The organism is Caballeronia sp. LZ034LL, from assembly GCF_031451215.1.
In the GTDB taxonomy this organism is placed as follows: domain Bacteria; phylum Pseudomonadota; class Gammaproteobacteria; order Burkholderiales; family Burkholderiaceae; genus Caballeronia.
Window position 1 is genome coordinate 1,813,621 of sequence record NZ_JARUXR010000001.1, and the last position, 26,048, is coordinate 1,839,668.

The 26,048-nt window shown below is 64.0% G+C and carries 28 protein-coding genes and 5 tRNA genes; 8 read left to right on the top strand and 25 right to left on the bottom strand.

Features of this window, described 5'->3' with window-relative positions:
- Nucleotides 1–135 precede the first annotated feature (135 nt).
- Nucleotides 136–447 carry a hypothetical protein gene (locus QCE83_RS08270; RefSeq protein ID WP_309808605.1) on the bottom strand — a complete coding sequence of 104 codons (312 nt, stop codon included), beginning with the start codon at nucleotides 445–447 and terminating at the stop codon, nucleotides 136–138.
- Between the two features lie 337 nt (nucleotides 448–784).
- Here QCE83_RS08270 and QCE83_RS08275 point away from each other — a divergent pair, with 337 nt between their 5' ends.
- Complete coding sequence (locus tag QCE83_RS08275) at nucleotides 785–1,438, top strand: YdcF family protein (RefSeq protein ID WP_309808607.1); 654 nt, start codon at nucleotides 785–787, stop codon at nucleotides 1,436–1,438.
- 316 nt (nucleotides 1,439–1,754) lie between these two features.
- Entirely contained in the window at nucleotides 1,755–2,000 is a 246-nt protein-coding gene (locus QCE83_RS08280) for a hypothetical protein (protein WP_309808610.1), read from the top strand.
- 111 nt (nucleotides 2,001–2,111) lie between these two features.
- Here the strand turns inward: QCE83_RS08280 and QCE83_RS08285 are convergent, their stop codons facing one another.
- Nucleotides 2,112–2,531 (bottom strand): gamma-glutamylcyclotransferase family protein, encoded by a 420-nt coding sequence (locus QCE83_RS08285; RefSeq protein WP_309808612.1) that lies wholly within the window; start codon nucleotides 2,529–2,531, stop codon nucleotides 2,112–2,114.
- Between the two features lie 161 nt (nucleotides 2,532–2,692).
- Between QCE83_RS08285 and QCE83_RS08290 the strand changes: the two genes are divergently transcribed.
- Entirely contained in the window at nucleotides 2,693–3,544 is an 852-nt protein-coding gene (locus QCE83_RS08290) for a helix-turn-helix transcriptional regulator (protein ID WP_309808614.1), read from the top strand.
- A gap of 7 nt (nucleotides 3,545–3,551) precedes the next feature.
- Here QCE83_RS08290 and QCE83_RS08295 read toward each other — a convergent pair whose 3' ends face one another.
- The 7 genes from QCE83_RS08295 to gltX form a co-directional block, all read right to left on the bottom strand.
- Nucleotides 3,552–4,016, bottom strand: coding sequence for a GNAT family N-acetyltransferase (locus tag QCE83_RS08295; protein WP_309808616.1), 465 nt, complete (start codon nucleotides 4,014–4,016; stop codon nucleotides 3,552–3,554).
- A gap of 176 nt (nucleotides 4,017–4,192) precedes the next feature.
- Nucleotides 4,193–4,269 (bottom strand) — tRNA-Asp (locus QCE83_RS08300).
- A gap of 70 nt (nucleotides 4,270–4,339) precedes the next feature.
- Nucleotides 4,340–4,415 (bottom strand) — tRNA-Glu (locus QCE83_RS08305).
- An 84-nt stretch (nucleotides 4,416–4,499) separates the two neighbouring features.
- A tRNA-Asp gene (locus tag QCE83_RS08310) sits at nucleotides 4,500–4,576 on the bottom strand.
- A gap of 69 nt (nucleotides 4,577–4,645) precedes the next feature.
- Nucleotides 4,646–4,721: transfer RNA gene (locus tag QCE83_RS08315), tRNA-Glu, on the bottom strand.
- 164 nt (nucleotides 4,722–4,885) lie between these two features.
- Nucleotides 4,886–4,961 (bottom strand) — tRNA-Ala (locus tag QCE83_RS08320).
- A gap of 151 nt (nucleotides 4,962–5,112) precedes the next feature.
- Complete coding sequence (gene gltX / locus QCE83_RS08325; protein WP_309808618.1) at nucleotides 5,113–6,522, bottom strand: glutamate--tRNA ligase; 1,410 nt, start codon at nucleotides 6,520–6,522, stop codon at nucleotides 5,113–5,115.
- Between the two features lie 324 nt (nucleotides 6,523–6,846).
- Here gltX and QCE83_RS08330 point away from each other — a divergent pair, with 324 nt between their 5' ends.
- Nucleotides 6,847–7,791 (top strand): patatin-like phospholipase family protein, encoded by a 945-nt coding sequence (locus QCE83_RS08330; RefSeq protein WP_309808620.1) that lies wholly within the window; start codon nucleotides 6,847–6,849, stop codon nucleotides 7,789–7,791.
- Nucleotides 7,792–7,877: 86 nt separating this feature from the next.
- On the opposite strand, the gene iscX is transcribed toward QCE83_RS08330, so the two are convergent.
- The 10 genes from iscX to QCE83_RS08380 form a co-directional block, all read right to left on the bottom strand.
- On the bottom strand, nucleotides 7,878–8,075 hold the full coding sequence (gene iscX / locus QCE83_RS08335) for a Fe-S cluster assembly protein IscX (RefSeq protein WP_309808622.1): 198 nt from the start codon (nucleotides 8,073–8,075) through the stop codon (nucleotides 7,878–7,880).
- Between the two features lie 14 nt (nucleotides 8,076–8,089).
- Nucleotides 8,090–8,431: an ISC system 2Fe-2S type ferredoxin gene (gene fdx, locus QCE83_RS08340; protein ID WP_061138726.1), complete on the bottom strand. Its 342-nt coding sequence runs from the start codon at nucleotides 8,429–8,431 to the stop codon at nucleotides 8,090–8,092.
- Nucleotides 8,432–8,458: 27 nt separating this feature from the next.
- A complete protein-coding gene (gene hscA / locus QCE83_RS08345) occupies nucleotides 8,459–10,324 on the bottom strand; it encodes a Fe-S protein assembly chaperone HscA (protein WP_309808626.1) in 1,866 nt (621 codons plus the stop codon).
- A gap of 36 nt (nucleotides 10,325–10,360) precedes the next feature.
- The gene (gene hscB / locus QCE83_RS08350; RefSeq protein WP_309808629.1) at nucleotides 10,361–10,891 is read right to left on the bottom strand and encodes a Fe-S protein assembly co-chaperone HscB; all 531 of its coding nucleotides are present in this window, start codon (nucleotides 10,889–10,891) and stop codon (nucleotides 10,361–10,363) included.
- Between the two features lie 83 nt (nucleotides 10,892–10,974).
- On the bottom strand, nucleotides 10,975–11,298 hold the full coding sequence (iscA, locus tag QCE83_RS08355; protein WP_309808632.1) for an iron-sulfur cluster assembly protein IscA: 324 nt from the start codon (nucleotides 11,296–11,298) through the stop codon (nucleotides 10,975–10,977).
- Nucleotides 11,299–11,379: 81 nt separating this feature from the next.
- On the bottom strand, nucleotides 11,380–11,808 hold the full coding sequence (iscU, locus tag QCE83_RS08360) for a Fe-S cluster assembly scaffold IscU (protein WP_309808634.1): 429 nt from the start codon (nucleotides 11,806–11,808) through the stop codon (nucleotides 11,380–11,382).
- Nucleotides 11,809–11,852: 44 nt separating this feature from the next.
- The gene (locus QCE83_RS08365; RefSeq protein WP_309808637.1) at nucleotides 11,853–13,076 is read right to left on the bottom strand and encodes an IscS subfamily cysteine desulfurase; all 1,224 of its coding nucleotides are present in this window, start codon (nucleotides 13,074–13,076) and stop codon (nucleotides 11,853–11,855) included.
- Between the two features lie 88 nt (nucleotides 13,077–13,164).
- Nucleotides 13,165–13,692, bottom strand: coding sequence for a Fe-S cluster assembly transcriptional regulator IscR (iscR, locus tag QCE83_RS08370; protein WP_309808638.1), 528 nt, complete (start codon nucleotides 13,690–13,692; stop codon nucleotides 13,165–13,167).
- A gap of 129 nt (nucleotides 13,693–13,821) precedes the next feature.
- Nucleotides 13,822–14,304, bottom strand: coding sequence for a low molecular weight protein-tyrosine-phosphatase (locus QCE83_RS08375; RefSeq protein ID WP_309808640.1), 483 nt, complete (start codon nucleotides 14,302–14,304; stop codon nucleotides 13,822–13,824).
- A 116-nt stretch (nucleotides 14,305–14,420) separates the two neighbouring features.
- Nucleotides 14,421–15,641 carry a patatin-like phospholipase family protein gene (locus QCE83_RS08380; protein WP_309808641.1) on the bottom strand — a complete coding sequence of 407 codons (1,221 nt, stop codon included), beginning with the start codon at nucleotides 15,639–15,641 and terminating at the stop codon, nucleotides 14,421–14,423.
- Between the two features lie 337 nt (nucleotides 15,642–15,978).
- Here QCE83_RS08380 and QCE83_RS08385 point away from each other — a divergent pair, with 337 nt between their 5' ends.
- Nucleotides 15,979–16,824, top strand: a complete 846-nt coding sequence (locus QCE83_RS08385) for a 23S rRNA (adenine(2030)-N(6))-methyltransferase RlmJ (protein ID WP_309808644.1) — start codon at nucleotides 15,979–15,981, stop codon at nucleotides 16,822–16,824.
- Between the two features lie 19 nt (nucleotides 16,825–16,843).
- Here the strand turns inward: QCE83_RS08385 and QCE83_RS08390 are convergent, their stop codons facing one another.
- Complete coding sequence (locus QCE83_RS08390; protein ID WP_309808646.1) at nucleotides 16,844–17,209, bottom strand: hypothetical protein; 366 nt, start codon at nucleotides 17,207–17,209, stop codon at nucleotides 16,844–16,846.
- 110 nt (nucleotides 17,210–17,319) lie between these two features.
- Between QCE83_RS08390 and QCE83_RS08395 the strand changes: the two genes are divergently transcribed.
- Entirely contained in the window at nucleotides 17,320–17,718 is a 399-nt protein-coding gene (locus QCE83_RS08395; protein WP_309808648.1) for a DUF305 domain-containing protein, read from the top strand.
- Nucleotides 17,719–17,817: 99 nt separating this feature from the next.
- Here the strand turns inward: QCE83_RS08395 and QCE83_RS08400 are convergent, their stop codons facing one another.
- Together QCE83_RS08400 and cueR are read right to left on the bottom strand one after the other, a co-directional pair.
- Nucleotides 17,818–17,964 carry a DUF3563 family protein gene (locus QCE83_RS08400; protein ID WP_309808650.1) on the bottom strand — a complete coding sequence of 49 codons (147 nt, stop codon included), beginning with the start codon at nucleotides 17,962–17,964 and terminating at the stop codon, nucleotides 17,818–17,820.
- A gap of 230 nt (nucleotides 17,965–18,194) precedes the next feature.
- A complete protein-coding gene (cueR, locus tag QCE83_RS08405) occupies nucleotides 18,195–18,581 on the bottom strand; it encodes a Cu(I)-responsive transcriptional regulator (protein WP_309808652.1) in 387 nt (128 codons plus the stop codon).
- Nucleotides 18,582–18,679: 98 nt separating this feature from the next.
- Here cueR and QCE83_RS08410 point away from each other — a divergent pair, with 98 nt between their 5' ends.
- Together QCE83_RS08410 and QCE83_RS08415 are read left to right on the top strand one after the other, a co-directional pair.
- Nucleotides 18,680–18,886, top strand: coding sequence for a heavy-metal-associated domain-containing protein (locus QCE83_RS08410; protein ID WP_309808654.1), 207 nt, complete (start codon nucleotides 18,680–18,682; stop codon nucleotides 18,884–18,886).
- Nucleotides 18,883–19,821, top strand: a complete 939-nt coding sequence (locus QCE83_RS08415) for an SDR family oxidoreductase (RefSeq protein ID WP_309808656.1) — start codon at nucleotides 18,883–18,885, stop codon at nucleotides 19,819–19,821. Before QCE83_RS08410 ends, QCE83_RS08415 begins: the two co-directional genes overlap by 4 nt.
- Here the strand turns inward: QCE83_RS08415 and QCE83_RS08420 are convergent.
- From QCE83_RS08420 to imuA, 3 genes are all read right to left on the bottom strand, one after another.
- Entirely contained in the window at nucleotides 19,815–23,219 is a 3,405-nt protein-coding gene (locus QCE83_RS08420; RefSeq protein ID WP_309811565.1) for an error-prone DNA polymerase, read from the bottom strand. The two genes, QCE83_RS08415 and QCE83_RS08420, sit on opposite strands and share 7 nt — an antisense overlap.
- A gap of 106 nt (nucleotides 23,220–23,325) precedes the next feature.
- Entirely contained in the window at nucleotides 23,326–24,906 is a 1,581-nt protein-coding gene (locus QCE83_RS08425; protein WP_309808658.1) for a DNA polymerase Y family protein, read from the bottom strand.
- On the bottom strand, nucleotides 24,854–25,714 hold the full coding sequence (gene imuA, locus QCE83_RS08430; RefSeq protein WP_309808659.1) for a translesion DNA synthesis-associated protein ImuA: 861 nt from the start codon (nucleotides 25,712–25,714) through the stop codon (nucleotides 24,854–24,856). The genes QCE83_RS08425 and imuA overlap by 53 nt, the downstream gene beginning before the upstream one ends.
- Nucleotides 25,715–26,048 lie beyond the last annotated feature (334 nt).

Genomic DNA, 26,048 nt, shown 5'->3' on the forward strand with positions numbered 1-26,048 from the left:
ATACGGGCTTTTTTTTGGCTGCCGCTCCGGCGGCCGCATTCGGACTTGGATCAGGCAAACAGGCGAAGCGTATCCCTCGGCCTTCGCCGATCGCTTGCCGCCCGAAACAGGACGACGAAAGCGCTGTCCTGCAGACTAGACCTTCGCCTCCGCCAGCGTTTCCTGACCGCCGAACGTGTAGCGTTCCGTGCGGCGCAGGTCCCAGTCGGTGGAGCGCTCGTCGCGCGAAAGTCTCGAGAATTCGTTTTTTCCCCGCTCGGTCACGACAGCGATGTCGACCGGGGCATGAAAGCCTGGCGCGGGCGCGACGGTACGCTGACGGGTCAATTCCAGCAGGCCAAGCGCGCGCAGGAGATCGAAGACATTGGGGCGTTTCGCCCAGGGAACCTGACGATACTGCGCTCGGCGAAGTGCTTCGAGTACGGCTTCGTTGGAATACGTGGTCATCTCGTTCTTTCTTCCTATGCAGCCATGACGACGCTCGTGACGGTCGCAAGACGGTCCGCGACGTCGACTAAACGCGGCGCGCCGAATCTCGTTTGCGAGCAAGGCGACTCGCAGCCGAATGTTTGGCCGCCGCTTGCGTTAGGTGCTGCTTTCTATTACAAGCCCCCGATGAGAGCGCGCTGATCACGCGCTTTGCTGCCAACCCGCCGATGCGCCCCAATGTGCGCGATGACGAAACGATTTGTCTTAAAACCAATACGTTACCCCAATCAAATTGGTTCTATTCACTTTATTCCTGCTTTTTTTTGCATCATTCGCGCTATGGCGACGCCGTCGCGTGCAGATCGCAATCGTCATGGCGACGCTGGCGTGGGGCGTCGGAGCGGGCTGGTTCGCCGCGCCGCTGCTCGCTGTCGCGCAGCGCGGCTACGTCCGTACGGCCGCGCCCAGCTTCGGTCCGGACACGATCATCGTGCTGATGGGCGGCGGAACCGATCGCAGCGACACGGGGCTCGTGCCCAAGCCCGACTCGATGCAGCGCATTGCGGCGACAGCCGCGCTGTACCGTGACTGCCGGGCAGCGGCGCGATCGTGCAAGGTGATTGTGAGCGGCGGGGATCCCGAACATCACGGCCAGGCCGAAGCCGACAAATACGCGCCCTATGTGCTCGCCCAAGGCGTCCGGCCCGATGATCTGGTGCGTGAGAACCAAAGTCTCAATACCTGGCAGAACGCCCGCAACGTCGCTGCCATTGTGGGCCGCGCACATGACAATCGTTTGATCATCGTAACCTCCGCCTATCACATGCGGCGTTCGCTCCGCGCGTTTCAGGCGTTCGGCTTCGATCCCCAGCCCTACGTATCCGGCGCCCGGCGCGGCCACGTCACGCTTCTTCCGCGCCTCGGAAGTGTCGAGACGAGCGAGATCGCGCTGCACGAACTTGTCGGGCTGGCGCGATTCAGGGTGTATCGTTGGTTGCACCTGTATTGAATCGAAGTCGCGAAATCGGACGAATCGTCTGAAAAGCGCTGGGGTTCGGCTGTATCGATTGATCAGTACTAGCAACTGAAACAATCCGCCGATATGATTTTCAACGGTCAAAACTGGCAAGGCGCTGGACTGGCGCCGGACATCGCCCGACACGTCTGTCCTGTTCCGCGCCTATTATAGGAAGGTCCGGATCGCGGACACTCGGCTTCAAGAAGGATGCTCGCTGGCAGCGGGAGCGTTTATTGCTCACACCCAAGCGCTTTTCCACCGGATCGGACAGGCGATTCCCGGGTTCAACACCTACTAGGAGGTAACAATGAAGAAAGTGTCCCTGGCTGTTCTGTTGTCCCTCAGTGCAATCGCGACAGGCGCTTATGCGCAGAGCGATCAAGGCGTGACCATGAGCACCGATCCCGCCAAGATTTCCGACATCGAAACGCGTGCGCAAAACCTGCAGTCGCAGCAGGACAACACGCAAAACATGCATTCGCAATCGTCGTCGCACAAGTCGATGCATCACAAGAAGTCACACAGCAAGGCGATGAGCGGCTCGAGCCAGTAACGATCGAACCGCCCTTTTTGCTTCGGGGCCATTCACGCCGCCTTTGATGCAATATCGCGTCAAAGGCGGCGCGGACATATGCAGCAGCGCTTCCTGCGTTGGCTTGCCGGCTTAACGGGTTCGGCTGGCGCGATGCGCGACCCAGTCGCCGCTCTCGATGCGCGACAGACCCGCTACCGCCTGCGCCGTGACGGGATAGATCATGCAGTCGAGCCGGTCCCTGCGGCCGTCGAACTCCACTTCTACGTGCAGCCGGTGCGCCCGGAACAGTCCTTCCACGCCCGGATAGACTTCCTCGATTTCATCGAGCACCGGCACCAGCGCATCCTCGATGCGGTACACATCGCCGTGAACCGGCTGTCCCTGGTCATCGATCACGAGGCCCGGGTAAGCGCCGAAATCGAAGAGCTGTCCTTGGACGTGCGCCCGGCCCAGGCACTGAGGCGCCGCAATGCCGTGCCGTTCGGCCGCCTGGTTGATATCGTTCGCCTCGCCCGCGCGCAGCGTGCCGTACACGAAAACGTATTGCATCGGGAATGCCGCTCCTGTCGTTGATTTCATCGATGGCGAATTATGCGCCGGCCAAGTCCGCCTGCGAGCTGGGCCAAAAATAGCTGCTTTCGGCTAACATCGTCGGCTGATAGCTGCGTGTCGGCGTGCGGCCAACCTGCACCTCCATTCATCGGGCACATATGGTCAACCTGGTCGAAGCGGCATCGTCGGACGAGGAAGTCGAGCATCTCGACATCCCGCCCGAGCATGCGCCCACGCTCGCCCATCCGATTCGCGTACGCTCCAGACCCGTGCCCTATGGCGTACGGATCGCCCTGCACACGCATCCGTGGGCGCAAGTCGCCTATACGTCGCGTGGCGTGTTGCGCGTCGCGACCGTCGATTCGACCTGGATGGTCCCGCCCTCACGCGCCATCTGGGTGCCGCCGAATGTCACGCACGAAGTGGTGATCGTCGAGGATGCCTACCTGCGCACCCTATATGTCGATGCGAGCGTGGTGCCCGCGGGCCTCGGCGCGTGCCGCGTGGTGGAAGTGTCGGCGCTGCTTCGCGAGGTGATCGCCGCCCTCGATGACGCTTCCATCTTGCCGGAGCGGGAACGGCTGCTCGGCACACTCGCGCTGGACGAGATCATCCGCTCGGAACCTCTGCCCCTCTCGGTGCCGATGCCCAACGAGAAGCGCCTGCGCGCGCTGTGCAACGCCGTGCTCGCCGATCCGTCTCATTCCGATCTGGAGCGCTGGTCGTCCGAGGCGGGCGCCAGTCCGCGCACCATCGCGCGGCTGTTCAGGCGGGAGCTCGGCGTCAGCTTTTCGCAGTGGCGCCAGCAGGCCGTGCTCGCGCGCGCGATTCCGTTGCTGAGCCAGGGCCGTCCGCTCGCGCAGGTGGCGCGCGAACTCGGCTATCAGAGCCAGAGTGCCTTCTCGGCGATGTTCCGACGCGCATTCGGCGAAAGTCCGCGTGCCTTCTTCGCGCGCGACAACGGTGACAGCCGTGAAGATCGAAGCACGCGCGATCCGGACAGCGCTTGAGGACCGGTCAGACGCGTCGCACCATGTGACGGATCGCGCCGAGTTGCGCGAGACGCGGCCCGGCCAGCCGATAGCCCATGCGCAGGTATAGACGAGCCGCGGGGTTGTCGACGAACACGCGCAACTGGCATTCGGCCAGCCCACGCGCTCGCGCCCAGCGATGCGCCGTGTTAAGCAGGAACGTACCCGCCCCGCGCCCGCGATACCCTTGCGCGATCTGCACGTCGCGAATGTGCAGTGAGTCACCCTCTTCGGTGACACGCATGACGCCGATGGGCGTGCCATCCGCCTGCAGGATGAAATTTTCGGATTCGCGCCAGCTGGAAAGAAAGAGATCGCCGCGCCAGACGAGATTGTGGCGTCGATAGTAGCCAGCCATGTTGTCGTGCATGAGCGCTTCGGCGAATGCGAAGTCGGCCATGGTCGCCTGGCGTAGTTGATACAGCGAGAGGTCTTCGGTGGGGTCGAGCATCGCCGGGTGCGGGCACGAGAACAGGTGCCTCAACACTAAGTCAGTGCGGGCGGGCTGGCAATGGCCATTACTACGGGCGATCGTCCGTTCATCCGAGTACGAAACGGAAGGCAGCATTAAGGCGAATCAACCAGCCAAAAAAAATCCAGCCCAAAGGCTGGATTTTTCTTTTCTGCTGGCGGAGCGGACGGGACTCGAACCCGCGACCCCCGGCGTGACAGGCCGGTATTCTAACCAACTGAACTACCGCTCCACTTTCTTGCTATCGGTGCGTCATGTCACTGACGAACGCTGCAGCGCTTTCTGGCAGCCGCCGATAAATCTGGCGTCCCCTAGGGGATTCGAACCCCTGTACTCACCGTGAAAGGGTGATGTCCTAGGCCTCTAGACGAAGGGGACTTCAACTTCTTGCAACTCTGCGGCGAAAAAAAACCGGCTCTCAATAGCCGGAGTGTTTTTGCTCGCAGTATTCAAACCAAGTGTTGGCGGAGCGGACGGGGCTCGAACCCGCGACCCCCGGCGTGACAGGCCGGTATTCTAACCAACTGAACTACCGCTCCACTTTCTTGCTATCGATCCGCCGTGTCACCGACGAACGCTGCAGCGCTTTCTAGCAGCCGCCGATAATCTGGCGTCCCCTAGGGGATTCGAACCCCTGTACTCACCGTGAAAGGGTGATGTCCTAGGCCTCTAGACGAAGGGGACAGAAACTTGTTGACTCTGTCTTACTACTGTCTCGCGAACTTACTTGCCGCCGGTCAGCGAAGACCGAAATTCTATACAACTTCGTGCTGTTTGTGAAGTATTTTTTGCGACTTCCAAGCTTCTGGAGAACAACTTCGCCCTACTTCACCTTGCTCGACTGTTCTTGGTGGAGGTAAGCGGGATCGAACCGCTGACCTCTTGCATGCCATGCAAGCGCTCTCCCAGCTGAGCTATACCCCCTTGCAGAACAGAAACGAGATTGTATAGGGCGTTTTCGTAGTTGTAAATACCCTCTGACGATCAAATCGCAAATTATTTGGCTCGTCCCGTGCAGTTGCACGCAATCGATGGAGCCCGGCACTTTCCCACGCGCGCCGGGCCCGACAAAACATCAACTCGCCGCCTTTCCCAGGCGATTCACGACCGCATCGCGACCGAACAACATCAGCACGGCGTCGATGGACGGGGTGTGCGTCGTGCCTGCCACCAGCAGCCGCACCGGCATGGCGAGCTGCGGCATCTTGAGCTTGTGCGTGCCGAGCGTGGCCTTGAGCGCGGCCGAAATCGCTTCCTTGGTCCATTCGACCTCGCCGAGCGCCGTGCGCAGATCGGCGATGGCCGGACGCACCGCATCCGTCACGTGCTGCGCAAATGCGTCGGGCTCGATGGCCGGCTCGCCGTAGAACATCGCGGCGTTATCGGCGATCTCTTTCACCGTCGATGCACGGTCCTTCAGCAGGCCGATCACCTGATCGAGCGGCGCGCCGGCAGCGAGCGCGGCGGCATCGATGCCGCCGGCGAGCAGGAACGGCCGGGTCAACTCCGCCAGGCGCACGTTGTCGGCTTCCTTGATGTAGTGCGCATTGAGCCAGTTGAGCTTGTCGTGGTCGTACTGCGCGGGCGACTTGCCGAGATGCTCGAGATCGAACCACTCGACGAACTGCTCGCGCGAAAAAATCTCCGCGTCGCCGTGCGACCAGCCGAGGCGCGCGAGATAGTTCACCACCGCTTCCGGCAGATAGCCGTTGTCGCGATAGCCCGTCACGCTCATCGCGCCGTGACGCTTGCTCATCTTCTCGCCCTGCTCGTTCAGTACGGTCGGCAGATGCGCGTACACCGGCGTGTCGCCGCCGAGCGCGCGCAGGATGTTGATCTGGCGCGGCGTGTTGTTGACGTGATCGTCGCCGCGGATGACGTGCGTGATCTTCATGTCGAGATCGTCGACGACCACGCAGAAGTTGTAGGTCGGCGTGCCGTCGGGACGCGCGATCACGAGGTCGTCGAGTTCCTCGTTCGAGATCTCGATGTGGCCTTTCACCGCGTCGTCCCACGCGACAGCGCCCGTCAGCGGATTGCGGAAGCGCACCACCGGCTCCACGCCCTCGGGCACCGGCGGCAGCACCTTGCCCGGCTCGGGACGCCACGTGCCGTCATAACGCGGCTTTTCGCCGGCGGCGCGCTGGCGCTCGCGCAGGGCGTCGAGCTCTTCCGTGGACATGTAGCAGTGGTACGCCAGCCCTTTCTCGAGCATCTGCGCGACGACCTCGCGATAACGGTCCATGCGCTGCATCTGATAGAACGGGCCTTCGTCGAAATCGAGTCCGAGCCAGTCCATGCCTTCGAGAATCGCGTCGACCGAGGCGTCGGTGGAGCGCTCGAGATCGGTGTCCTCGATGCGCAGCACGAAGGTGCCCTTCATCTTACGCGCGAACGCCCACGGATACAGCGCGGAACGGATGTTGCCGAGATGGATGAAGCCGGTCGGGCTCGGAGCGAAGCGTGTGCGGACTGGGGTGGTCATTGCTGTTTACTCGATGAGGGCGCTGCCGCCGCGCGGCCAACCCGGAGCGGGCGGCGCACGGCCGAGGCCGGAATGCGATCTGGCGGACCGCGTGCGCGACGGCCGTCTGAGACGGCCAGCGCACGGCGTGGCGCACGAAACAGCCGCACGAAACATCTGCACGCGAAGCCCGCCCAAAATGAGCCGAAATTATACTCGCCGGCCGCATCGTGTCGGCCCGCGAGCCTTTGCTTTATGATGTGCGCGCCTGATCGTCACCTGTCCACGCAACCTCCCCGACGCCTCGCGCCATCCGTCCGGGACCCGCTGCATCCGGAGCACGCCTTGAGTTCATCGTCACCCCGTCTTTCACGCCGCGCGTTCTCGCTCGCGGCTGCATCGTCCGTTCTTGCCGCCTGCACCACGACCAGCAGCGGCGTGTCGGGCGAGACCGCAGCCGTCCCGCCCCGGCAGGAACCGCCCCGGCAGGAACCGCAGCGGCCGGTGCGCATCGGCCTGGCGCTGGGCGGCGGCGCGGCGCGCGGCTTCGCGCACATCGGCGTGATCAAGGCGCTCGAAGCGCGCAACCTGCACGTGGATCTCGTCGCCGGCACGAGCGCGGGTTCGGTGATCGCGGCGCTGTATGCGTCGGGCATGAACGGCATCGCGATCAACAAGCTCGCGCTGACCATGGACGAAGCCTCCATCAGCGACTGGGCCATGCCCTTCCGCACGCGCGGCATCCTGCAGGGCGTCGCGCTGCAAAACTACCTCAACAAGACCCTCGACAACCGGCCGATCGAAAAGATGGCGCGGCCGCTCGGCATCGTCGCCACGGATCTCAGGAACGGCCAGCCGATCCTCTTCCAGCGCGGCAACACGGGCATTGCGGTGCGGGCGTCGTGCAGCGTGCCGTCGATCTTCGAGCCGGTGAAGATCGGCGATCGCGAGTATGTGGACGGCGGCCTCGTGAGCCCGGTGCCGGCCGCGTTCGCGCACAAGATGGGCGCGGACTTCGTGATTGCCGTCGATATCTCGGCGCGCCCCGAAAGCGGTCTCACGACGAGTTCGTTCGACGTGCTCATGCAGACCTTCACGATCATGGGCCAGACCATCAAGGCCTACGAGCTCGACAAGTACGCCAACGCGGTGATCCGCCCGAACCTCAACGCGATGAGCAGCAGCGACTTCAGCCAGCGCAACGCGTCGATTCTCGCGGGTGAAGAGGCGGTGGCGAAGATGTGGCCGACGCTGCAACGCCAGTTGCAGGACAAGGGCGTGCGCGTCTGAACATCTGAACGCAACGGGCACAAAAAAACGGCGGCTTCCTGTGTGAAGCCGCCGTTTCTCATTTCAAGCCGGACAAGCGTGAGGGATCAGTAATCCGCATCCTCGATCCACGCTGCCTGGATCGATTCCAGGATCTTCTCGTTGGACTTGTCGGGATCGTCGTCGAAGCCATCGAGCTCGGTGATCCAGCGGTGCAGGTCAGTGAAACGCACATATTGAGGATCGATATCCTGATGCGCGTCGGTGAGAGCCATCGCGATCTCCTGAGTATCTGTCCACTTCATGGGCGAGCCTCCTGTCAGTGATTTTCCTTGGCGTGATTGATGGTGTAGCGCGGGATCTCGACCACCAGATCCTCGTCGGCCGGCACCATTGCCTGACATGATAACCGCGATGTAGGTTCCAGCCCCCACGCTTTATCGAGCAGATCGTCCTCGAGTTCCTCGGACGGTTCGAGCGCGTTGAAGCCTTCCCGGATGATGACGTGACAAGTCGTGCACGCGCACGACTTCTCGCACGCATGCTCGATCTCGATGCCGTGATCCAGCAGATTGTCGCAGATGCTCTTGGCCGTATCGGCGTCGATCACCGCGCCGTCCGGACACAGCTCCACGTGAGGCAGTACAACGATTTGAGGCATTTTTCGTAAGTTCTCGAATGGGGATGATCAGACGTCGTCGAGCTTGCGGCCCGCGAGCGCGCGACGAATGCTCTTGTTCATGCGGCGCGCGGCGAATTCGTCGGTGGCCGTGGCAAGCGTCTTCGTCGCCTCCTCGATCTCTTCCGGCGACTCGCCCTGCGCAACCTGTTCCAGCGCCGCGGTGAGCGTGTCGATCTCCGCGCGCTCCTGCTCGTCGAGCAGTTCGCCGTCGGATGCGAGCGCCGCGTGCGTCGCTTCGATCATGCGCTGCGCTTCCACCTGCGCCTCGCGCAGCGCACGCGCGCGCATGTCGATGTCGGCGGTCTTGAAGCTTTCTTCGAGCATGCGCGCGACGTCGTCGTCAGCGAGGCCGTAAGACGGCTTCACGATCACCGATGCCTCCACGCCCGAGGTCTGCTCTCGCGCGAACACGGACAGGAGACCGTCGGCATCGACCTGATAGGTCACGCGGATGCGCGCGGCGCCGGCGGCCATCGGCGGGATGCCGCGCAACTCGAAACGCGCGAGCGAGCGGCAGTCGGACACCAGTTCGCGCTCGCCCTGCACGATGTGAATGGCCATCGCGGTCTGGCCGTCCTTGAAGGTCGTGAAGTCCTGCGCGCGCGCGGTCGGGATGGTGGAATTGCGCGGGATGATCTTCTCGGTGAGGCCGCCCATCGTCTCGACCCCGAGCGACAGCGGAATCACGTCGAGCAGCAGCCAGTCGTCGCCTTCGCCGCGGCGATTGCCGGCGAGCAGATCGGCCTGGATTGCGGCGCCGAGCGCGACGACCTGATCCGGATCGAGATTGATGAGCGGCGGCTGGCCGAAGAAAGTCTCGACCGCGCGGCGGATCACCGGCATGCGCGTCGCGCCGCCGACCAGCACCACGCCCTTGATGTCCTGCGCCGTCACCTTGGCGTCGCGCAGCGCTTTCTTCGTCGGCGTCAACGTGCGCGCAACGAGCGCCTGCGTCAGTTCGGCGAACTGCGCCTCGCTCACGGCGACATCGATTTCTCCGCCAGTCGAAAGCATGGCCTGCACACGCGTCTCGGGCACATCCGACAGCGCTTCCTTCGCCGCGCGCACGCGGTCGAGCAGCAAGCGCACGTCTTCGGGCGCATCCAGCGCCACGCCCGCCTGCGCCAGCACATGGCGATACAGCGCGTGATCAAAGTCGTCGCCGCCGAGCGCGGAATCGCCGCCTGCCGCGAGCACCTCGAAGACGCCTTTCGTCAGCTTCAGGATGGACAGATCGAAGGTGCCGCCGCCCAGGTCATAGACCGCGTAGAGCCCTTCGGCGCCGTTGTCGAGACCGTAGGCGATCGCCGCCGCCGTCGGCTCGTTGAGCAGCCGCAGCACGTTCAGGCCCGCGAGCTTCGCGGCGTCCTTGGTGGCCTGGCGCTGCGCTTCGTCGAAATAGGCGGGCACCGTGATGACCGCGCCGACGAGATCCTCGCCGAGCGAATCTTCCGCGCGATAACGCAGCGTGGCGAGAATCTCCGCCGACACTTCCACCGGGCTCTTCACGCCGTCGATGGTGCGGATCTGCACCATGCCCGGCGCGTCGATGAATTCGTACGGCGCATTCTCCGCGCCCTCTACTTCGCTCTTGCCGCGGCCCATGAAGCGCTTCACCGAGACGATCGTGTTGCGCGGATCGAGAACGGCTTCTTCCTTCGCGATACGGCCGATGCGTCGTCCGCCCTTCTCCAGATAACGCACGACCGACGGCAGCAGCACATGGCCGTCCTCGTCGGGAAGCGCTTCGGGGACACTGTTGCGCACGGCCGCGACGAGCGAATTCGTCGTGCCGAGATCGATGCCGACCGCCACGCGCCGCTGATGCGGCGCCGGCGCCATGCCGGGTTCTGAGATTTGCAGTAAAGCCATCGTTGGTCTTATGGGGTGGTGACGGCGAGCGCGTCTTTACGCGTGCTCCAGCCGTTCGATTTGCGCGCCGATTTCCTGCGCCACGCGCTCGATGAACATCAGTTGCCGCACAGCCTCGCTCGCGGCCTGGTCGGACTGGCTGTCGAGCAGTGCGGCGAGCTTCGTGAACCGCACGCGTTCCTCGTCGCGCAGCTCGTCGAGCAGCGCTTCGAGCGCGCCGACGTTCTTCGCGCCGGCCGCATCCTCGATATTCTCGCGCCATTCCATCTGCTGCATCAGGAACGCGGGCTCCATGGCCGTGTTGTTCTCCGCGCCGACGTCGATACCGCGCAGCGACAGCATGTAGCGCGCGCGTTTCAGCGGATCGCGCAGCGTCTGATACGCCTCGTTCGCGCGCGTGGCCCATTGCATCGCGAGGCGTCGCTGGGCGTCGCCGGCCGCGGCGAAGCGGTCGGGATGCACCTGCGCCTGAACGGTGCGATAGGCGTCGTCGAGAGTCTGCTGCTCGATGGCGAAGGTCTGCGGCAGGTCGAAAAGCGCGAAGTGGGTGTCGTTGAGCGAAGCCATGACGATGATGAGGTTTCAGGTTGCGCGAATGAAAAAGGCGGCCCGCGCCGCCTCTTTTGCCGTTGCTGCCGGCGCCCTGCGTGTCACACGCGGAACGATTCGCCGCAGCCGCACTCATCTTTCGCGTTCGGGTTGTTGAAGCGGAAGCCTTCGTTCAGCCCTTCGCGCGCGAAGTCCAGTTCGGTGCCGTCGAGATACGGCAGGCTCTTCGGGTCGATCACGATCTTGACGCCCGCCGTTTCGAACACGGTGTCTTCCGGCGCGAGTTCATCGACGTATTCGAGCTTGTACGCCAGACCGGAACAGCCCGTGGTGCGCACGCCCAGACGCAGGCCGACGCCCTTGCCGCGCCGCGTCAGGTACTTCTGCACGTGTTGTACCGCCTTGTCCGTCAACGTGATTGCCATGATCTTTCGCTTCTCGTCGCTTTAACCGTACTTCGTCGTTCAAACGGACGTCATGCTCGTGCATGGCGCCCGCATCGAACCTTACGCCGCGTGCTGCTTCGCCTCGCCGGATTCCGCTGCCGGAGCCGCGCTGCCGTGACGCTGCTTGTAATCCGCCACGGCCGCCTTGATCGCGTCTTCCGCGAGGATCGAGCAGTGGATCTTCACCGGCGGCAGCGCCAGTTCTTCGGCGATCTGCGTGTTCTTGATGCTCATCGCTTCGTCGAGCGTCTTGCCCTTCACCCATTCGGTGACGAGCGAGCTCGATGCAATCGCCGAGCCGCAGCCGTAGGTCTTGAACTTCGCGTCCTCGATCACGCCGTCCGCGCCGACGCGGATCTGCAGCTTCATCACGTCGCCGCAGGCCGGTGCGCCGACCATGCCGGTGCCGACGGTGTCGTCGTCCTTCGAGAACGAACCGACGTTGCGCGGGTTTTCGTAGTGGTCAAGGACCTTGTCGCTATAAGCCATTTTCAATCTCTCCTGTATTCGGGTCGCGTGCGCTCAGTGCATGCTCAATGAGCGGCCCACTGGATGCTCGAGATGTCGATGCCGTCCTTGTGCATTTCCCAGAGCGGCGACAGGTCGCGCAGTTTGGCAATCTTGTTCTTCAGCAGGTTGATGACGTAGTCGACGTCCTGCTCGGTGGTGAAACGGCCCACCGTGAAACGGATGGAGCTGTGTGCGAGTTCGTCGTTGCGGCCGAGTGCGCGCAGCACATACGAAGGCTCCAGCGACGCCGACGTGCACGCCGAACCCGACGACACCGCGACGTCCTTCACCGCCATGATCAGCGACTCGCCTTCGACGAAGTTGAAGCTGATGTTGAGGTTGTGCGGCACACGCTGTTCCATGTCGCCGTTCACATACACTTCTTCCATGTCCTGCAGGCCCTTCAGCAGACGGTCGCGCAGCATGCGGATGCGCTCGTTTTCCGTGGCCATCTCTTCACGCGCGATGCGGAACGCCTCGCCCATGCCGACGATCTGATGCGTCGCGAGCGTGCCTGAGCGCATGCCGCGCTCGTGACCGCCGCCGTGCATCTGCGCTTCGATGCGCACGCGCGGCTTGCGACGCACATACAGGGCGCCGATGCCTTTCGGGCCATAAGTCTTGTGCGCCGAGAACGACATCAGGTCGACCTTCAGCTTCTGCAGGTCGATTTCGATCTTGCCGGTGGCCTGCGCCGCGTCGACGTGGAAAATGATGCCCTTCTCGCGCGTGATCTCGCCGATCGCCGCGATATCCTGGATCACGCCGATCTCGTTGTTCACGTTCATCACGGAGACCAGAATCGTGTCCGGACGAATGGCTGCCTTGAGCTTCTCGAGGTCGATGAGACCGTCGTCCTTCACGTCCAGATACGTGACTTCGTAGCCTTCGCGCTCCAGCTCACGCGTGGTGTCGAGCACGGCCTTATGCTCGGTCTTCACGGTGATGAGGTGCTTGCCCTTGCTCTTGTAGAAATGCGCCGCGCCCTTGATGGCGAGGTTGTCCGATTCCGTCGCACCCGAGGTCCAGATGATCTCGCGCGGGTCGCAGTTGACGAGCGCCGCGACGTTCTCGCGCGCTTCCTCGACTGCCCGCTCCGCATCCCAGCCGTACTGGTGGCTGCGCGAGGCCGGATTGCCGAACTGCTCGCGAAGATACGGGATCATCTTGTCCACCACGCGCGGGTCGACGGGGGTCGTCGCGCTGTAATCCATGTAGATGGGCAGGTGGGGAATATCGTTGTTCATCAGTCGCTCCGGGAAAATCGGTCAAAGCTCCGGCTGGGACGCGCCTTGCATCATCACGCGCACGGCTCGTGCCGCGCGGCGGCGCAGGTCATCCGGCCAGATTGAAAATGGAATTCGGACCCTTGGGCACGACCCGCGTGGCCTCGACGCCGGACGATTCCGTGCGGCGATCGCGCAGCACCGCCGCCGAACCTTCGCGCGCACGCTGCTGGTCGACCAGATCCTTCAACGAAACGGAATCCAGATACTCGACCATCTTCTGGTTCAGCGTGGCCCACAGCTCGTGCGTCATGCAATGGCCATCGTGCTGCTTGGTGCCTTCGCACGCGCCCTTGCCGCCGCATTGAGTGGCGTCGATGGGCTCGTCGACGGCGATGATGATGTCCGCCACCGTGACGTTTTCCGCGCGGCGCGCAAGGTTGTAGCCGCCGCCCGGTCCGCGGACCGATTCGACGATCTCATGGCGCCGCAGCTTGCCGAAGAGCTGCTCGAGATAGGAAAGCGAGATGCGCTGGCGCTGACTGATGCCTGCCAGCGTCACCGGGCCCTGCTCCTGGCGCAACGCCAGGTCAATCATCGCCGTAACGGCGAAACGGCCTTTCGTGGTGAGTCTCATAATGGGGAGCTAACGCTAATACTCGATGATTTTCGTCAAGTATAAATATCCCACAGTTTTAGTCAAGTATCCGGGACGAGATAAGTAGTTTTTTAATTCCGCCTGGGCGTTGCGGATGGCGGCGGAGCGCTACGCGGAGAGGCGCGCCTGCAATGCTCTCAGCAAGCCCTCGCAGGCGTCTTCACACTGATCGAGCACGGTCTCGAAACCCGCCTCGCCGCCGAAGTACGGATCGACTACCACGCGGCTGTCCTTGCGCGTGGCGAAGTCCATCAGCAGGCGAATCTTGTCGCGATGTTCGGGCGGACAGATGGCCATGAGCGCGGCGACGTTGGCGTCGTCCATGGCGACGAGCAGGTCGAAGCGCGCGAAATCCGCGGCGCCGATCTGCCGCCCGCGCAGCATCGAGAGGTCGTAGCCGCGCTTCTTCGCGGCCGTCTGGGCGCGCGCGTCCGGAGCGTCGCCGATCTGCCAGTCACCGGTGCCGGCCGAATCGATCTCGATCTGGCCGGCCAGGTTCGCGCGCTCGACGAGATGCCGCATCACCCCTTCCGCACTGGGCGAGCGGCAGATATTGCCGAGACAGACGAAGCAGACCGAGATCGGAGTCATTCGGAGTCGGAGGAATCGTGATGGGCGGTCGTGGGACGCCGCCCGAAGCGCTCCGGATTATACAAAGAGGGAGAATTTTCCGCTCAGGACGGCCTCCCAGGCTCCGCGGGTCACATTCAAGGCTCGTCGCGATGGATGTCGTGCGTGGCGAAACGCGCTTCGCCGTTGGGCATCTCGAGCCAGTCGCGGTGCGCGAGCGTGCGGCGGATGTCGGACAGGCCGCTTTCCCAATGCTCCTGCATCGTCGACAGCCCGAACTGATAGTCCTTGAAGTGGCCCTCGTACTCCTTCTGGCGGTAGATCAGGTGGATGATGTTGTAGCGCTTCGAGCACGCCAGTTCCTCCGCGCGCCGGCACCATTCGTCGTTCTTGCGGATCTCCTCGGGCACGAGGTCGAGCACGTGCTGCAGCACGTTGCGGGCGCGCTGGGACCGCTGCATCTGGTCGGTCACGAGGCGTGTGCGGCTGGAATACTGCACGTCCTTCACGCGCCCCATCACGTCGACGATGCTGTCCGGCACCGGCCCGCGCGCGCTCCATAGATCGACCTGGAAAGCGAGCGTGTCACGGCGCGGCGTGGCCATGGCCACTTCGTAGAGCGGCGTGTTCGACATGAGTCCGCCGTCCCAGTAAAACTGCCCGTCGATCTCGACGGCAGCGAAGCCCGGCGGCAAGGCTCCGGACGCGATGAAATGCTCGGCGCGCAGGCGGATCTGCGTGTTGTCGAAATAGGCAAAGTTGCCGGTCGCGACGTTCACCGCGCCGACCGACACGCGCGTCTCGCCCGAGTTGATGCGGTCGAAGTCGCACAGGCGCTCCAGGGTGGCCTTGAGCGGTGTGGTGTCGTAATAGCTGGCGGTCTGCGGCGAACCGGCGGCAATGGGCGACGGCGGCGGAAAGCGCGGGATGAAGAAGCCTTTCTGCCCTTCGACGAGCGCACCGAATGCCTGCCAGGCGGTGAACGCCTTGCGGATTTCGTCGGCGGAGTCGAACAGCGCCCGTTCGACCAGACCCGGCAGCGGGAAGCCGAACGCCGGCTGGCAGATGGTTTCCCAGAACTCGAGCAGCCGCGTCACGCGCTGTTCCGGCGCGTTTCCGGCGATGATCGCCGTGTTCAGCGCGCCGATGGAAATGCCGGCGATCCAGTTCGGATGAATCCCTGTTTCGTGCAGGCCCTGGTAGACCCCGGCCTGATAGGCGCCGAGCGCGCCTCCGCCCTGCAGCATCAGCGCGACCGTCTCGTAGGGCGGCAAGCTAATGGCCGACGCCGCGCTTCCCGCGGCCTGCGGCCTGACCTTTCCCCGTGGCACTGCGTTCTGATTTTCGATTTCCGACATTCCGCCTACGCCTCCTCGTTGCATGGAACCGGCATGACGCACGCGCAAGAAACGGCGCACGTGAGTGAACGACATCGAAGCAATGACACCATTCATAGGCGCCGCCATCAAGCTGGCCGATCGGCCTAGGACAAGTCGTGCGGGTTCGTGACCCTGGCCATTCGGCCGACTGTTGCGACGCGGCACGACGGGCTATTGTGCATGAAGGCCGTGACGCGCTGACGCAAACCGGGCTGCGGCCCGGCCGGCGGTCTCGGCTAGAATGAATGCCCTCTTTGAGCGCCCTGGTTGCGCTCCGTTTTATTGCTGCTTCTCATGCCCTCGCGGGCCTTTCGTCATGCTCAGTTACCGTCACGCCTTCCACGCGGGCAATCACGCCGATGTCCTGAAACACGCCATCGTCATCCAGATGCTCCAGTACCTCGGGCAGAAGGACAAATCGTATTGGTACATCGACACGCATGCGGGCGCCGGCGTCTACGCCCTCACCGAGGGCTTCGCTGCGAAGAACGCCGAGTTCGAGACGGGGATCGGCAGGCTGTGGGAGCGGGATGATCTGCCGCCGCTGCTGGCCGACTATGTCGCCGAGGTCAAGGCGCTGAATCCCGACGGCGCGATGCGTTTCTATCCCGGCTCGCCCTATCTTGCCTGGCGCACCATGCGCGAGCAGGATCGCATGCGTCTGTTCGAGCTGCACAGCACGGAGATCGACGTGCTGCGCCACAATTTCCGCGACGCAGGCCGGCGCGCGATGATCTACGCCGGCGACGGCTTCGACGGCATCAAGGCGCTCCTGCCGCCACCGCCGCGGCGCGCACTCGTGCTGATCGATCCGTCGTACGAGGACAAGCGCGATTACGCGCGCACGCTGGAATGTCTTGGGGAAGGCCTGAAACGGTTCGCAACGGGAACCTATGCGGTCTGGTATCCGCTCGTGACGCGCGTGGAATCGCAACGGTTTGCGGACCAGCTGAAGGCCATTCGGCCGAATGGCTGGCTGCACGCCAGCCTCACCGTCAGAAAGCCGCCTGCGGACGGGCTGGGCCTGTTCGGCAGCGGCATGTTCGTGCTGAACCCGCCGTACACGCTCGCTCGCGATCTGAAGGAAGCGTTGCCTCGTCTGGTCGAGCTGCTTGGCGAGGACAGCGGCGCTTCGTTCAAGCTCGAACACCGCGGCGACTGAAGCCGTCTGCCAGCAAGTCTTATGGATGAGGCGCACCCGGCGCGCGGCCGCGTCCGCCGCGTCCCGGCTGGGTCGGCACGCTGCTCTGGCCGGAGCCCGGATACTCGACATAAGGCGAAACGACGATCGGCGGCTGCGCCTCCTGCGGGGGCCCTGGCAAGGTCTGCATCGGCACCATGCCCGGACCGCCAAGCGACCCGCTTTGCAGCACCGTGCCGCTCACTCCGCTGTGAATGCCGGTTTGCGTATCGAGCACGAGCGGTTCGCCTCCGGCCTTGGCTTGCGCCGGACTGAACCAGCACAAACCGGCGGCGAGCGCGGCATAAGCGCGCAGCGTGCGTATCAGAAGCAGTGCCGGACGCGGAGTCGTTGTGGAATGGCGCATCGCTCGCTCTTTATGTAGACGAAACCGCTTTACATTACCGCGGTGGCAAGCTTTAGGCTAGGCGCCGTTGCCCGAAGCAGCACCCGAATGCCCCTTCTCCAGGAGAAACGATGAAATCAACAAAAATCGCGCTTGCCGTTCTCACCGCCTGCCTGAGCGCAGGCGCAATGGCTCAGGATGCGCCGGCCGCGAGCGACGCCATGCCGGGCATGAACATGGAACAGCACACCCCGAAGCCGACCGACGTCTCGTCCACCGCCGCCTATCAGGCCGCGGACCAGAAGATGATGACGGGGATGTCGGGCATCGAATACACGGGCGATCCGGACCGCGATTTCGTCGCGCACATGATTCCGCATCACCTGGGCGCGGTGGAAATGGCGAAGGTGGAGCTGAAATACGGCAAGGACGCGAAGCTGCGCAAGCTGGCGAAGGACATCATTACCGCGCAGGACAGGGAGATTGCGTTCATGAAGCAGTGGCTGGAGCAGCATCCGCGCAAGCCTTGACGCGCACGGCTTGGCTCTGCGTCGCCAGAAACTTGCGTTCGCGCTGGCCAAAAGACAAAAGCCCCGCAATGCGGGGCTTTTTGCTTTCACGACCGACGCTTACGCGTTGTAGCCGTTGGATTCCAGCGAGCGGATACGCTGTTCGAGCTGGACGATATCCGTCGATTCCGACAGATACGCTTCGCGACGACGCTGCTCAGCTGCTTCAAACCAGATGCTCAATTTTTCGATGATGTACGCAACCATGATGTGCTCCAAGGTATCTAGACGATCCCTGGCGGTTGGGTCAGGGATTACCCGTTAGGGAATACCCGGATTATAGGGAAGTTTTTTGGCCCTGTGTTAGGAAATGCTTGAATACTGTGCATTCTGTTTCGGAATGGTGCGGAATTCGGAACTCTTCAAGCCGCTGTTTTTCATGAAGATCCCAGCTTCCGGCCGTGAAACTACCGATGGATCAGCACAATCTTGGTGCATCACTGCGCCAGCTTGTCCAATATCGGGCAATCCGGCCGTTCATCGCCGTGACAGTGATTGGCGAGGTGAGCCAGCGTTTCGCGCATCTCGGTCAGCTCGGCAATGCGCCGGTCCAGTTCCGCAACGTGCTCCATCGCGATCGATTTCACTTCCGCGCTCGCGCGCGTCCGGTCGTGCCACAAGGCCAGCAGCTTGCGAATATCTTCGACGAGAAACCCGAGCCGACGCGCCTGCCGCACGAAGCGCAACGCATGCACTTCCTGCGCACCGTAGACGCGATATCCCGACGACGTCCGCCCCACCGGATTGAGCAGTCCGACACTCTCGTAGTAGCGGATCATCTTGGCTGTCAGGCCCGAGGCGCGGGCCGCTTCGCCGATGTTCATCGTGCGCTCCTGGAAAAAAGTCACTTCGACTCTACACCTTCCCACGATGGCAAGGTATACGATGTATTTCATCGAGCTTTTTCACGAGGAGAATCGCAATGACCGAATTCGAAGTTCAAGGCATGAGCTGCCAGCACTGCGTGGGCGCCGTGACGCGCTCCATCAAGGAAATCGATCCGCAAGCACAAGTGCGCGTGGATCTGGAACGCGGCCGGGTCGCGGTCGACTCGGCGCAATCGGCCGATGCGCTGAAAGACGCCATCGATGAAGCCGGCTATACGGTGGTCAGCGTCGCTTCGGCATGAGTGGCGACCACGCTTTCACCGTCGCGCTGATCGGCGCGTCGGGCCTGCTCGGACGAGCGGTCGCCGCCGAACTGGCGCACGCGGACAGCGCCAGGACATGGCGCGTCGTCCCCACTGCGCGCAGCCGTGCCGGCCTGCACGACGTCCGGCTCGATCTGCTCGACCACGACGCCGTCCGCACTTTCCTGAAAGACCTGAAGCCGGATGCCATCGTCGTCGCGGCAGCCGAGCGGCGGCCGGACGTGTGCGAAAACGATCCCGCGCTGGCCCGCGCCCTGAACGTGGACGCCTTGCGCGAGATCGCCCGCGAGGCGCGCGCGACTGGCGCATGGGTGCTGTCGATCTCGACCGACTACGTGTTCGACGGCGCCTCGCCGCCCTATCGCCCCGACGACGCCCCCGCGCCGCTCAACGCCTACGGGCGCAGCAAGCTGGATGGCGAGCGCGCGCTGCTCGAATGCGATCCGGCGTCCTGCGTGCTGCGTCTGCCACTGCTTTACGGGCCTTGCACCGACTGGAACGAATCCGCGGTGACGAGCCTGACGCCGGCCATCGTCGCATCGGCCGATGCCGCGCACCCCGGCGCGCCGATGGACGCCTGGGCGACGCGCTATCCGACCTTCACGCCCGACGTCGCCGTGGTGATCCGCGGCATGCTCGAACATCACGCGCGCGGCGCGACGATTTCCGGCATCACGCACTGGTCCGGCGACGAGCCCATGACGAAGTTCGACATCGCCGGGCGCATTGCGCGGACCCTGAAGCTGGACGCGCGGCTCATCGCGCAGCACGCTTCGACCGACGCGACGCCGCGTCCGCGCGACTGCCATCTCGATTCCGCCCGGTTGGAAGCGTTGGGCATCGGCAGGCGCACGCCGTTCGATCAGGCGATCGCCGGCCTGCTTGCCAACTATCCGGACCTTACAGATCAGTGAAAATCGCGGCTCGTCGCGGCGAGCCGGCCGAGTAACGCGCTATGGTCTTCGAGCCGCTGCGCCACCAGGTGCCGCACGTCGCCGTCCTTTTGCCAGACGCCGTGCACGCCGAGCAAGGACGCGCCCAGCAGCACCTTGCGCTGCTTCTCGACAAGGCCCGGCCATACGATCACGTTGATCGAGCCGCTTTCATCCTCGATCGACACGAAGATCGTGCCGTTCGCCGTGCCCGGTCGTTGCCGCACGGTCACGATGCCGCACGCCCGCACGAAGCGCCCGTTGGCGGTCTTCTCCAGCTCGGCCGCGCTCTTGAAGCGCATGCGCGCGAGCCTGTCGCGCAGCAGCGCCAGCGGATGACGATTGAGCGTCAGCCCGAGACTCGCGTAATCGTCGACGATCTCGCGTCCCTCCGACGCTTCCGGCAACGCGAGCGGCGTTTCGCTCATCGGCGCGTCGCGCAGCAGTTCCGGCGCGCGCTGCTGTGCGGTGACCGCCCACCACGCCTGACGCCGGTGCCCCGCGATGCTCGCCAGCGCATTGCCGGCCGCCAGCACTTCGAGCTCGCGGCGGGAGAGCGCGGCGCGGCGCGTGAGGTCGTCGACATCCGCGAACGGCGCCTGCGCCCGCGCGGCCATGATCCGCTCGGCCGCCGCCTGCGACATGCCCTTGATCTGCTGCAAGCCGATCCGCACGCCCGGCCCCGTCGCGCCGTACTGCCGTGACGGCAGCTTGACGCGCGCGCTCAGCCGGCGCGCTCCGCGCCGCATCGTCTTGCGAAAGATCTGATCCGACGCTCCCGCTCCATAGAACTGCTGGCGGCGCTGCTCCTTGCCGGCATCAAAGACGAGACGCTCGCCGTTGCCCGAACGCGCCTCCAGCACCGACTCCCAGTCGCTCAGCGAAACATCGGGCGGAAACACGTTCACGCCGTGACGCTGCGCGTCCTGCACGAGCTGCGACGGCGAATAGAAACCGAGCGGCTGACTGTTCAGCAAGCCCGCCAGAAACGCTGCGGGCTCGTAACGCTTGATCCATGCGCTCAGGTAGACGAGCAGCGCGAAGCTCGCCGAATGGCTTTCCGGAAAACCATATTCGCCGAAGCCCTCGATCTGCTTGCACACGCGTGCAGCGAAATCGTGCTCATAGCCGCGCGCCAGCATCTTCGTCATCAGATCGGCCTGATATTTCTCGAGATGACTGCCGCGCCGCCAGGCTGCCATCGCGCGTCGCAACTGATCGGCTTGTTCGGCGGTGTAGCCGGCCGCGACCATCGCGAGCTTCATCACCTGCTCCTGGAAAATCGGCACGCCGAGCGTGCGCCCGAGAACCGGCCGCAACTCCTCTTTCGGATATTCCGCTTCTTCGAGTCCCTGCTTGCGACGCAAATACGGATGCACCATGCCGCCCTGAATGGGTCCGGGCCGTACGATCGCCACCTCGATCACGAGGTCGTAATATTTGTTCGGCCGCAGGCGCGGCAGCATGCTCTGCTGGGCGCGCGATTCGATCTGGAACACGCCGACCGTATCCGCCCGGCAGCACATCTCGTAGACCGCCTTGTCCTCGCGGCGAATGTGCTGGACGCCGAAATCCGGAATGCCCCGGCGCAACGCGACAAACTCGAGCGCGCGACGGATCGCCGACAGCATGCCGAGCGCGAGCACGTCCACTTTCAGGAGTTTCAGCTGGTCGATGTCGTCCTTGTCCCACTGGATCACGCAACGATCCTTCATCGCGGCGTTTTCGATCGGCACGAGCCGCGACAAGCGTTCCCGCGCAATCACGAAGCCGCCGACGTGCTGCGACAAATGCCGCGGAAAGCCGCGCAACTCGCGCGTGAGCCGGATCAGATGCTTGGTCACATGGGAATCGTCGCTGAAGCCGGCTTCGCGCAGATAGCCCGCCACCGCCGACGGTCCGTCCCACCACTGCTGCGACTTGCCGATCCGCTCGATCAGCGACGCATCCAGCCCGAGCGCCCGGCCGACGTCCTTGAGCGCGCTGCGCGTGTGATACGTGATGACCGACGCCGCCAGCGACGCGCGATGCCGCCCGTACTTCCGGTAGATGTACTGGATCACTTCCTCGCGCCGCTGATGCTCGAAATCGACGTCGATGTCCGGCGGCTCGTTGCGCGCCTGCGAAATGAAGCGTTCGATCAGCAGCCCCATGCGGACCGGATCGAGTTCGGTGATGAACAGGCAATAGCAGATGATCGAATTCGCCGCCGAGCCGCGGCCCTGACACAGGATCTTCTGACTGCGCGCGAACGACACGATGTCGTAGACCGTCAGGAAGTACTTCTCGTACTTCAGCGCCGCGACGAGCGCGAGTTCCTTGTCGATCAGGCCGATCGTGTCGGCATCCAGTCCGTCCGGCCAGCGCACGCGCGCGCCTTCCATCACCCGTTTGCGCAGATAGCTGGCAGGCGTTTCGTCGCGCGGCACGAGTTCTTCGGGATATTCGTATTGCAGCTCGTCGAGACTGAAGGTGCAGCGCGCGGCCAGCCGGAGCGTTTCCCGGATCGCCGCCGCCGGATACAGCGCCCCGATGCGCAGCCGCGTGCGCAGGTGCCGTTCCGCGTTCGCTTCGAGCGCATAGCCGCATTGCGCGAGCGGACGGCCGAGGCGGATGGCGGTCAGCGTGTCCTGCAAGGGCTTGCGCGAGCGCGCGTGCATCAGCGCGCCGCTGGCCGCGACGAGCGGCAAGCCGCTCGCTTCGGCAATCACGCGCGACGCAGCGAGACGTTCGTCATCGCTGCCGTCCTGCCAGAGCTCCAGCGCAAGCCACGCGCGCCCGGCGGCGAAGCCGGCCAGCCAGTGCGCGCGGTCGAGCGTTTCGGCAAGCGTCGCCGAACGCTGCGGCACCAGGATCAGCAGGCAGTCGTGCAGATGCTTCAGATGGGCGATGTCGCCGCGCAAGTCGGTGGCGTCGAGCGCACTCGACGATGCCGCCGGATTCGTGAAATCCTCCGGGCCGAGTTGATAGCGGCCCTTCGGCGAGCGCGAGCGCGCCAGCGCAATCAGTTCGGACAGGTTGCCGTAACCGGCCCGATTCGTCGCCAGCGCAATCAGGGTGCAGAAGGGACTGCCGTCGGCATCCGTCAGATGCAGTTCGCTGCCGATGATCAGCTTCAAGTGCTGTCTTTTCGGCGGCGGCTCGCCGGCCTCGCTGGCGGCTTTCGCGGCCGCGTCCGCTTGCGCTTCGATGTCCTTGATCGCCGCATGTGCGCGCACAACGCCCGCGAGCGAACATTCATCGGTGATCGCGAGCGCGGTGTAGCCATGTTCGAGCGCGGCGGCAGCCAGTTCCTGCGGATGCGACGCGCCGCGCAGGAACGAAAAGTTGCTCAGACAATGCAGCTCGGCATAGTCGGGCAGCAGCGCGGAGGCGGACATCGAACCGAGGAAGGTCCGCCTTTCGTTGCCTGCGCCCTCGCCTTCGTCGCCTTCGTCGCCTTCGCCCAGGCCGATGATGTCGTTCAGATCGTCGTCCATCGCGGCATCATCCGAAAAAACCGTGCAGGAACCAGAAGCCGGTCAGGCGCTCTCGATACACCCAGAACATGCGGCCTTGATCGTCCCCGGCGACGTAGTAATCGCGCTGCACGCCGTTGCCGTCCCACCAGCCCGCCTCGATACGCTCCGTCCGGCTGATCAGCTTCAGCGGCCGCCGGTAAAACGGCCGCTCGTTGCGCAACATCAGCTTTTGCGGGGTGTCGAGGATCCACGCCGGACGCGGCTGCGAAGGCACCGCGCGATCCGGCAGTTCCAGGGACGCGTCGATGGCGGTTTCTGTTTCGGCTTCTGTGTCGGTTTCAGTCTCGACCTGCGCGGTCTTTTCCGCCTGCTTCTTCTTGCGCTTCGGCTTCGCTTCACTCGCCGGCTTGTACGCCTCGACCGTCATCGCCGCCTCCGGACGATGATCGTCATGTTCGACCAGCTGCACCACGTTCTCCGCGCCCAGCCGCGCACTCAGACGCTCGAGCAGTTGCGCCAGCGAATCGCTCTCGGAGCCGGGCATCGGGAACAGCGTGTCCGGCGGCGGCGCGTGCTCGCTGACCTTGTCGGCCAGCAGCTTCATTTCGATCACCGGCGCGGCCAGCGTCGTCTGATTGAGCTTTTCGCGCAGCAGCCAGAGGATGTGTTCGGCATCGCGTGTCGGCACGGCCCACGCCACCTTGAAGGTCGATGTCTTCGGCGCGTGACGCGCGGCCAGTTCATGTTCGAGCAGCAACGAAAACTCGCTGACCGCCGCGTGGTGCGCGCTCAGCCAGCCGGCCAGTTGCAGCACGAGACGACGCGCCGCGAACAGCAAGGCATCGGCGCTTTCCACGCGCGCCTGCAACTCGAGTCGTGCTTCGAACGATGCCGGCGCGCAGAACGCCTCGCGTGGATCGGGCGCCTGCCCGTATGCCTGCGCGAGCCATTGCAGGATGCCCGGCCCGAAACGGCGCGCGACGCCCTTGCGCGGCAGCCGGCGCAAATCGGCGAGGGTCGCGCAGCCGATCTGTTCGAACACGTCGCCATGCGAATGCGCCGACGGCACCAGCGATACGGGCAAGGTGTCGAGCACCTGCACGAGCGTCGCTTCCTTCACGATGCGCACGCGCCGCGCGACCCGCCGCGTGCGGGCGTGCGCGAGCAGCCACGCGCCCCAGGCAGTCGGCGCGCATCCCATGCGTGATGTGAAGCCGCAGCCCTTGATCGTCGCCGCGGCCTTCGAAAGCAAGGCGCGCAATCCGCCGAAGAGACGCATGCTCGCGCCGACCTCGAGCAAGACGGTGTTCGCGTGCGCCAGCACGACCTTGGGCGTAAACGCGAGCAGCGCCAGCGCCACGGCTTCGAGGGCGCGCTGCTCGGCGTTGAGATCGACGGCGAGCAACGTCAGGCGCGGCGCGAGCGCGAACGCGTGCGAGCGCGTGCTGCCGGGACGCACGCCGAGCCGGAACGCGACGAGATCGGGCATCAGGATGCGGGCGTGATCGGCGAGCGCGAAGCAGGACTGCTCGGGATCGTTGAGACCGCCGGCATCATTCGCCGATGCCGCTCCAGGCGAGATCGGGCTGGCCGATGCTGAGGGCATCGATGGCGGCCTGACTGCTTCGAGCGATAAAAGCGGCAATGTCACCGCTATCCACAACATGTTTGACCTCTCGTGCTTTCCTGCTGAGATGCGCGCGGCGAATGTGTTCGGGCAGCGCGGGCAACTGCAGCGGCAAGCTCAATTGCAACGGCTTGCCCAGTAACGGGCCTCGCCGCTTGATGATGTCGATTTCCAGCATGACGGCCTGCATCCACTCGCGGCGGTTCATGGTCTGGGCGTGGGCGGGAAGGCGCGGCTTGCAGACCATGCGCAACGGCGCCGCCGACGATTGCCTGGCTGCCTTGAGCGGCCGGAACAGAAACGCCAGCGACTGCGCTTCCTGTGCCGCGACCTGCAAGCGCCGCAGCGCTTCGGGACGCACTTGCGGCAGCCAGACCAGCACAGCGCCGATGCCTTCCTGCTTCAGCGATTGCTCCGCGGCCCACAGCGTGTGCTCTTCCGGCGCCTTGACCCAGACGAGCTTGTTCACGGCGATGTTCATTGCCTTGAGGGCAGCGAAGTTGGGTGTCCAGGGAGGCGCGACAAAGATGACCGACCGGCCTTTGCCGACCGTCAGTTCGCGGAGCGTGCGCGCGAGCAGCCTGATTTCCCCGACGCCGCTCTCTTCGATCAGCAGTTCGGTGACCATACCCGGCATCCAGCCGGTGCCAGGCAAGAGCAGATCGAGCATCCGATAGCCACTCGAAACGACGTTCGATTCGGGATCGTTGATCGGACTGCCCTGCCAGAGCTGACGCTGCAGATGCGATGTCAGCCCGATATCGAGCAATGAAAGTGCGGCACCCATGAGCTTTCCCCGTCCGCAAATGCTCGGATCTGCCCAGGGCTAGAGCATCCGATGGCCTGTGGTTTTACTGTATATTTATACAGTATTTGTTGCGGGAAGGTAAACGGCAAAGAGGCGTGCGGAAAGCGCGCTGAGGGGAGGTAAAGTGGGATATGGGGTGAGAGGCTGCGGTGCGAGCTGAGTCGGTCAGAAACGCAAAAACCCCACCTTTGTGGGGTGGGGTTTTTGTTTGGAGCATGAGGAGCCTGACGATTACCTACTTTCACACGGGTGATCCGCACTATCATCGGCGTGGAGTCGTTTCACGGTCCTGTTCGGGATGGGAAGGGGTGGT

Excerpts from the sequence above, each read along its gene's own strand:
- hscA (WP_309808626.1), bottom strand. The coding sequence starts at position 10,324 with ATGGCTTTACTGCAAATCTCAGAACCCGGCATGGCGCCGGCGCCGCAT.
- QCE83_RS08375 (WP_309808640.1), bottom strand. The coding sequence starts at position 14,304 with ATGACTCCGATCTCGGTCTGCTTCGTCTGTCTCGGCAATATCTGCCGC.
- fdx (WP_061138726.1), bottom strand. The coding sequence starts at position 8,431 with ATGCCTCAAATCGTTGTACTGCCTCACGTGGAGCTGTGTCCGGACGGC.
- gltX (WP_309808618.1), bottom strand. The coding sequence starts at position 6,522 with ATGACCACCCCAGTCCGCACACGCTTCGCTCCGAGCCCGACCGGCTTC.
- QCE83_RS08410 (WP_309808654.1), top strand. The coding sequence starts at position 18,680 with ATGACCGAATTCGAAGTTCAAGGCATGAGCTGCCAGCACTGCGTGGGC.
- QCE83_RS08420 (WP_309811565.1), bottom strand. The coding sequence starts at position 23,219 with ATGTCCGCCTCCGCGCTGCTGCCCGACTATGCCGAGCTGCATTGTCTG.
- QCE83_RS08395 (WP_309808648.1), top strand. The coding sequence starts at position 17,320 with ATGAAATCAACAAAAATCGCGCTTGCCGTTCTCACCGCCTGCCTGAGC.
- QCE83_RS08390 (WP_309808646.1), bottom strand. The coding sequence starts at position 17,209 with ATGCGCCATTCCACAACGACTCCGCGTCCGGCACTGCTTCTGATACGC.
- QCE83_RS08380 (WP_309808641.1), bottom strand. The coding sequence starts at position 15,641 with ATGTCGGAAATCGAAAATCAGAACGCAGTGCCACGGGGAAAGGTCAGG.
- imuA (WP_309808659.1), bottom strand. The coding sequence starts at position 25,714 with ATGGGTGCCGCACTTTCATTGCTCGATATCGGGCTGACATCGCATCTG.
- QCE83_RS08285 (WP_309808612.1), bottom strand. The coding sequence starts at position 2,531 with ATGCAATACGTTTTCGTGTACGGCACGCTGCGCGCGGGCGAGGCGAAC.
- QCE83_RS08415 (WP_309808656.1), top strand. The coding sequence starts at position 18,883 with ATGAGTGGCGACCACGCTTTCACCGTCGCGCTGATCGGCGCGTCGGGC.
- iscU (WP_309808634.1), bottom strand. The coding sequence starts at position 11,808 with ATGGCTTATAGCGACAAGGTCCTTGACCACTACGAAAACCCGCGCAAC.
- QCE83_RS08295 (WP_309808616.1), bottom strand. The coding sequence starts at position 4,016 with ATGCTCGACCCCACCGAAGACCTCTCGCTGTATCAACTACGCCAGGCG.
- QCE83_RS08365 (WP_309808637.1), bottom strand. The coding sequence starts at position 13,076 with ATGAACAACGATATTCCCCACCTGCCCATCTACATGGATTACAGCGCG.
- QCE83_RS08425 (WP_309808658.1), bottom strand. The coding sequence starts at position 24,906 with ATGCCCTCAGCATCGGCCAGCCCGATCTCGCCTGGAGCGGCATCGGCG.
- iscX (WP_309808622.1), bottom strand. The coding sequence starts at position 8,075 with ATGAAGTGGACAGATACTCAGGAGATCGCGATGGCTCTCACCGACGCG.
- QCE83_RS08400 (WP_309808650.1), bottom strand. The coding sequence starts at position 17,964 with ATGGTTGCGTACATCATCGAAAAATTGAGCATCTGGTTTGAAGCAGCT.
- iscR (WP_309808638.1), bottom strand. The coding sequence starts at position 13,692 with ATGAGACTCACCACGAAAGGCCGTTTCGCCGTTACGGCGATGATTGAC.
- QCE83_RS08290 (WP_309808614.1), top strand. The coding sequence starts at position 2,693 with ATGGTCAACCTGGTCGAAGCGGCATCGTCGGACGAGGAAGTCGAGCAT.
- QCE83_RS08385 (WP_309808644.1), top strand. The coding sequence starts at position 15,979 with ATGCTCAGTTACCGTCACGCCTTCCACGCGGGCAATCACGCCGATGTC.
- cueR (WP_309808652.1), bottom strand. The coding sequence starts at position 18,581 with ATGAACATCGGCGAAGCGGCCCGCGCCTCGGGCCTGACAGCCAAGATG.
- hscB (WP_309808629.1), bottom strand. The coding sequence starts at position 10,891 with ATGGCTTCGCTCAACGACACCCACTTCGCGCTTTTCGACCTGCCGCAG.
- iscA (WP_309808632.1), bottom strand. The coding sequence starts at position 11,298 with ATGGCAATCACGTTGACGGACAAGGCGGTACAACACGTGCAGAAGTAC.
- QCE83_RS08270 (WP_309808605.1), bottom strand. The coding sequence starts at position 447 with ATGACCACGTATTCCAACGAAGCCGTACTCGAAGCACTTCGCCGAGCG.
- QCE83_RS08280 (WP_309808610.1), top strand. The coding sequence starts at position 1,755 with ATGAAGAAAGTGTCCCTGGCTGTTCTGTTGTCCCTCAGTGCAATCGCG.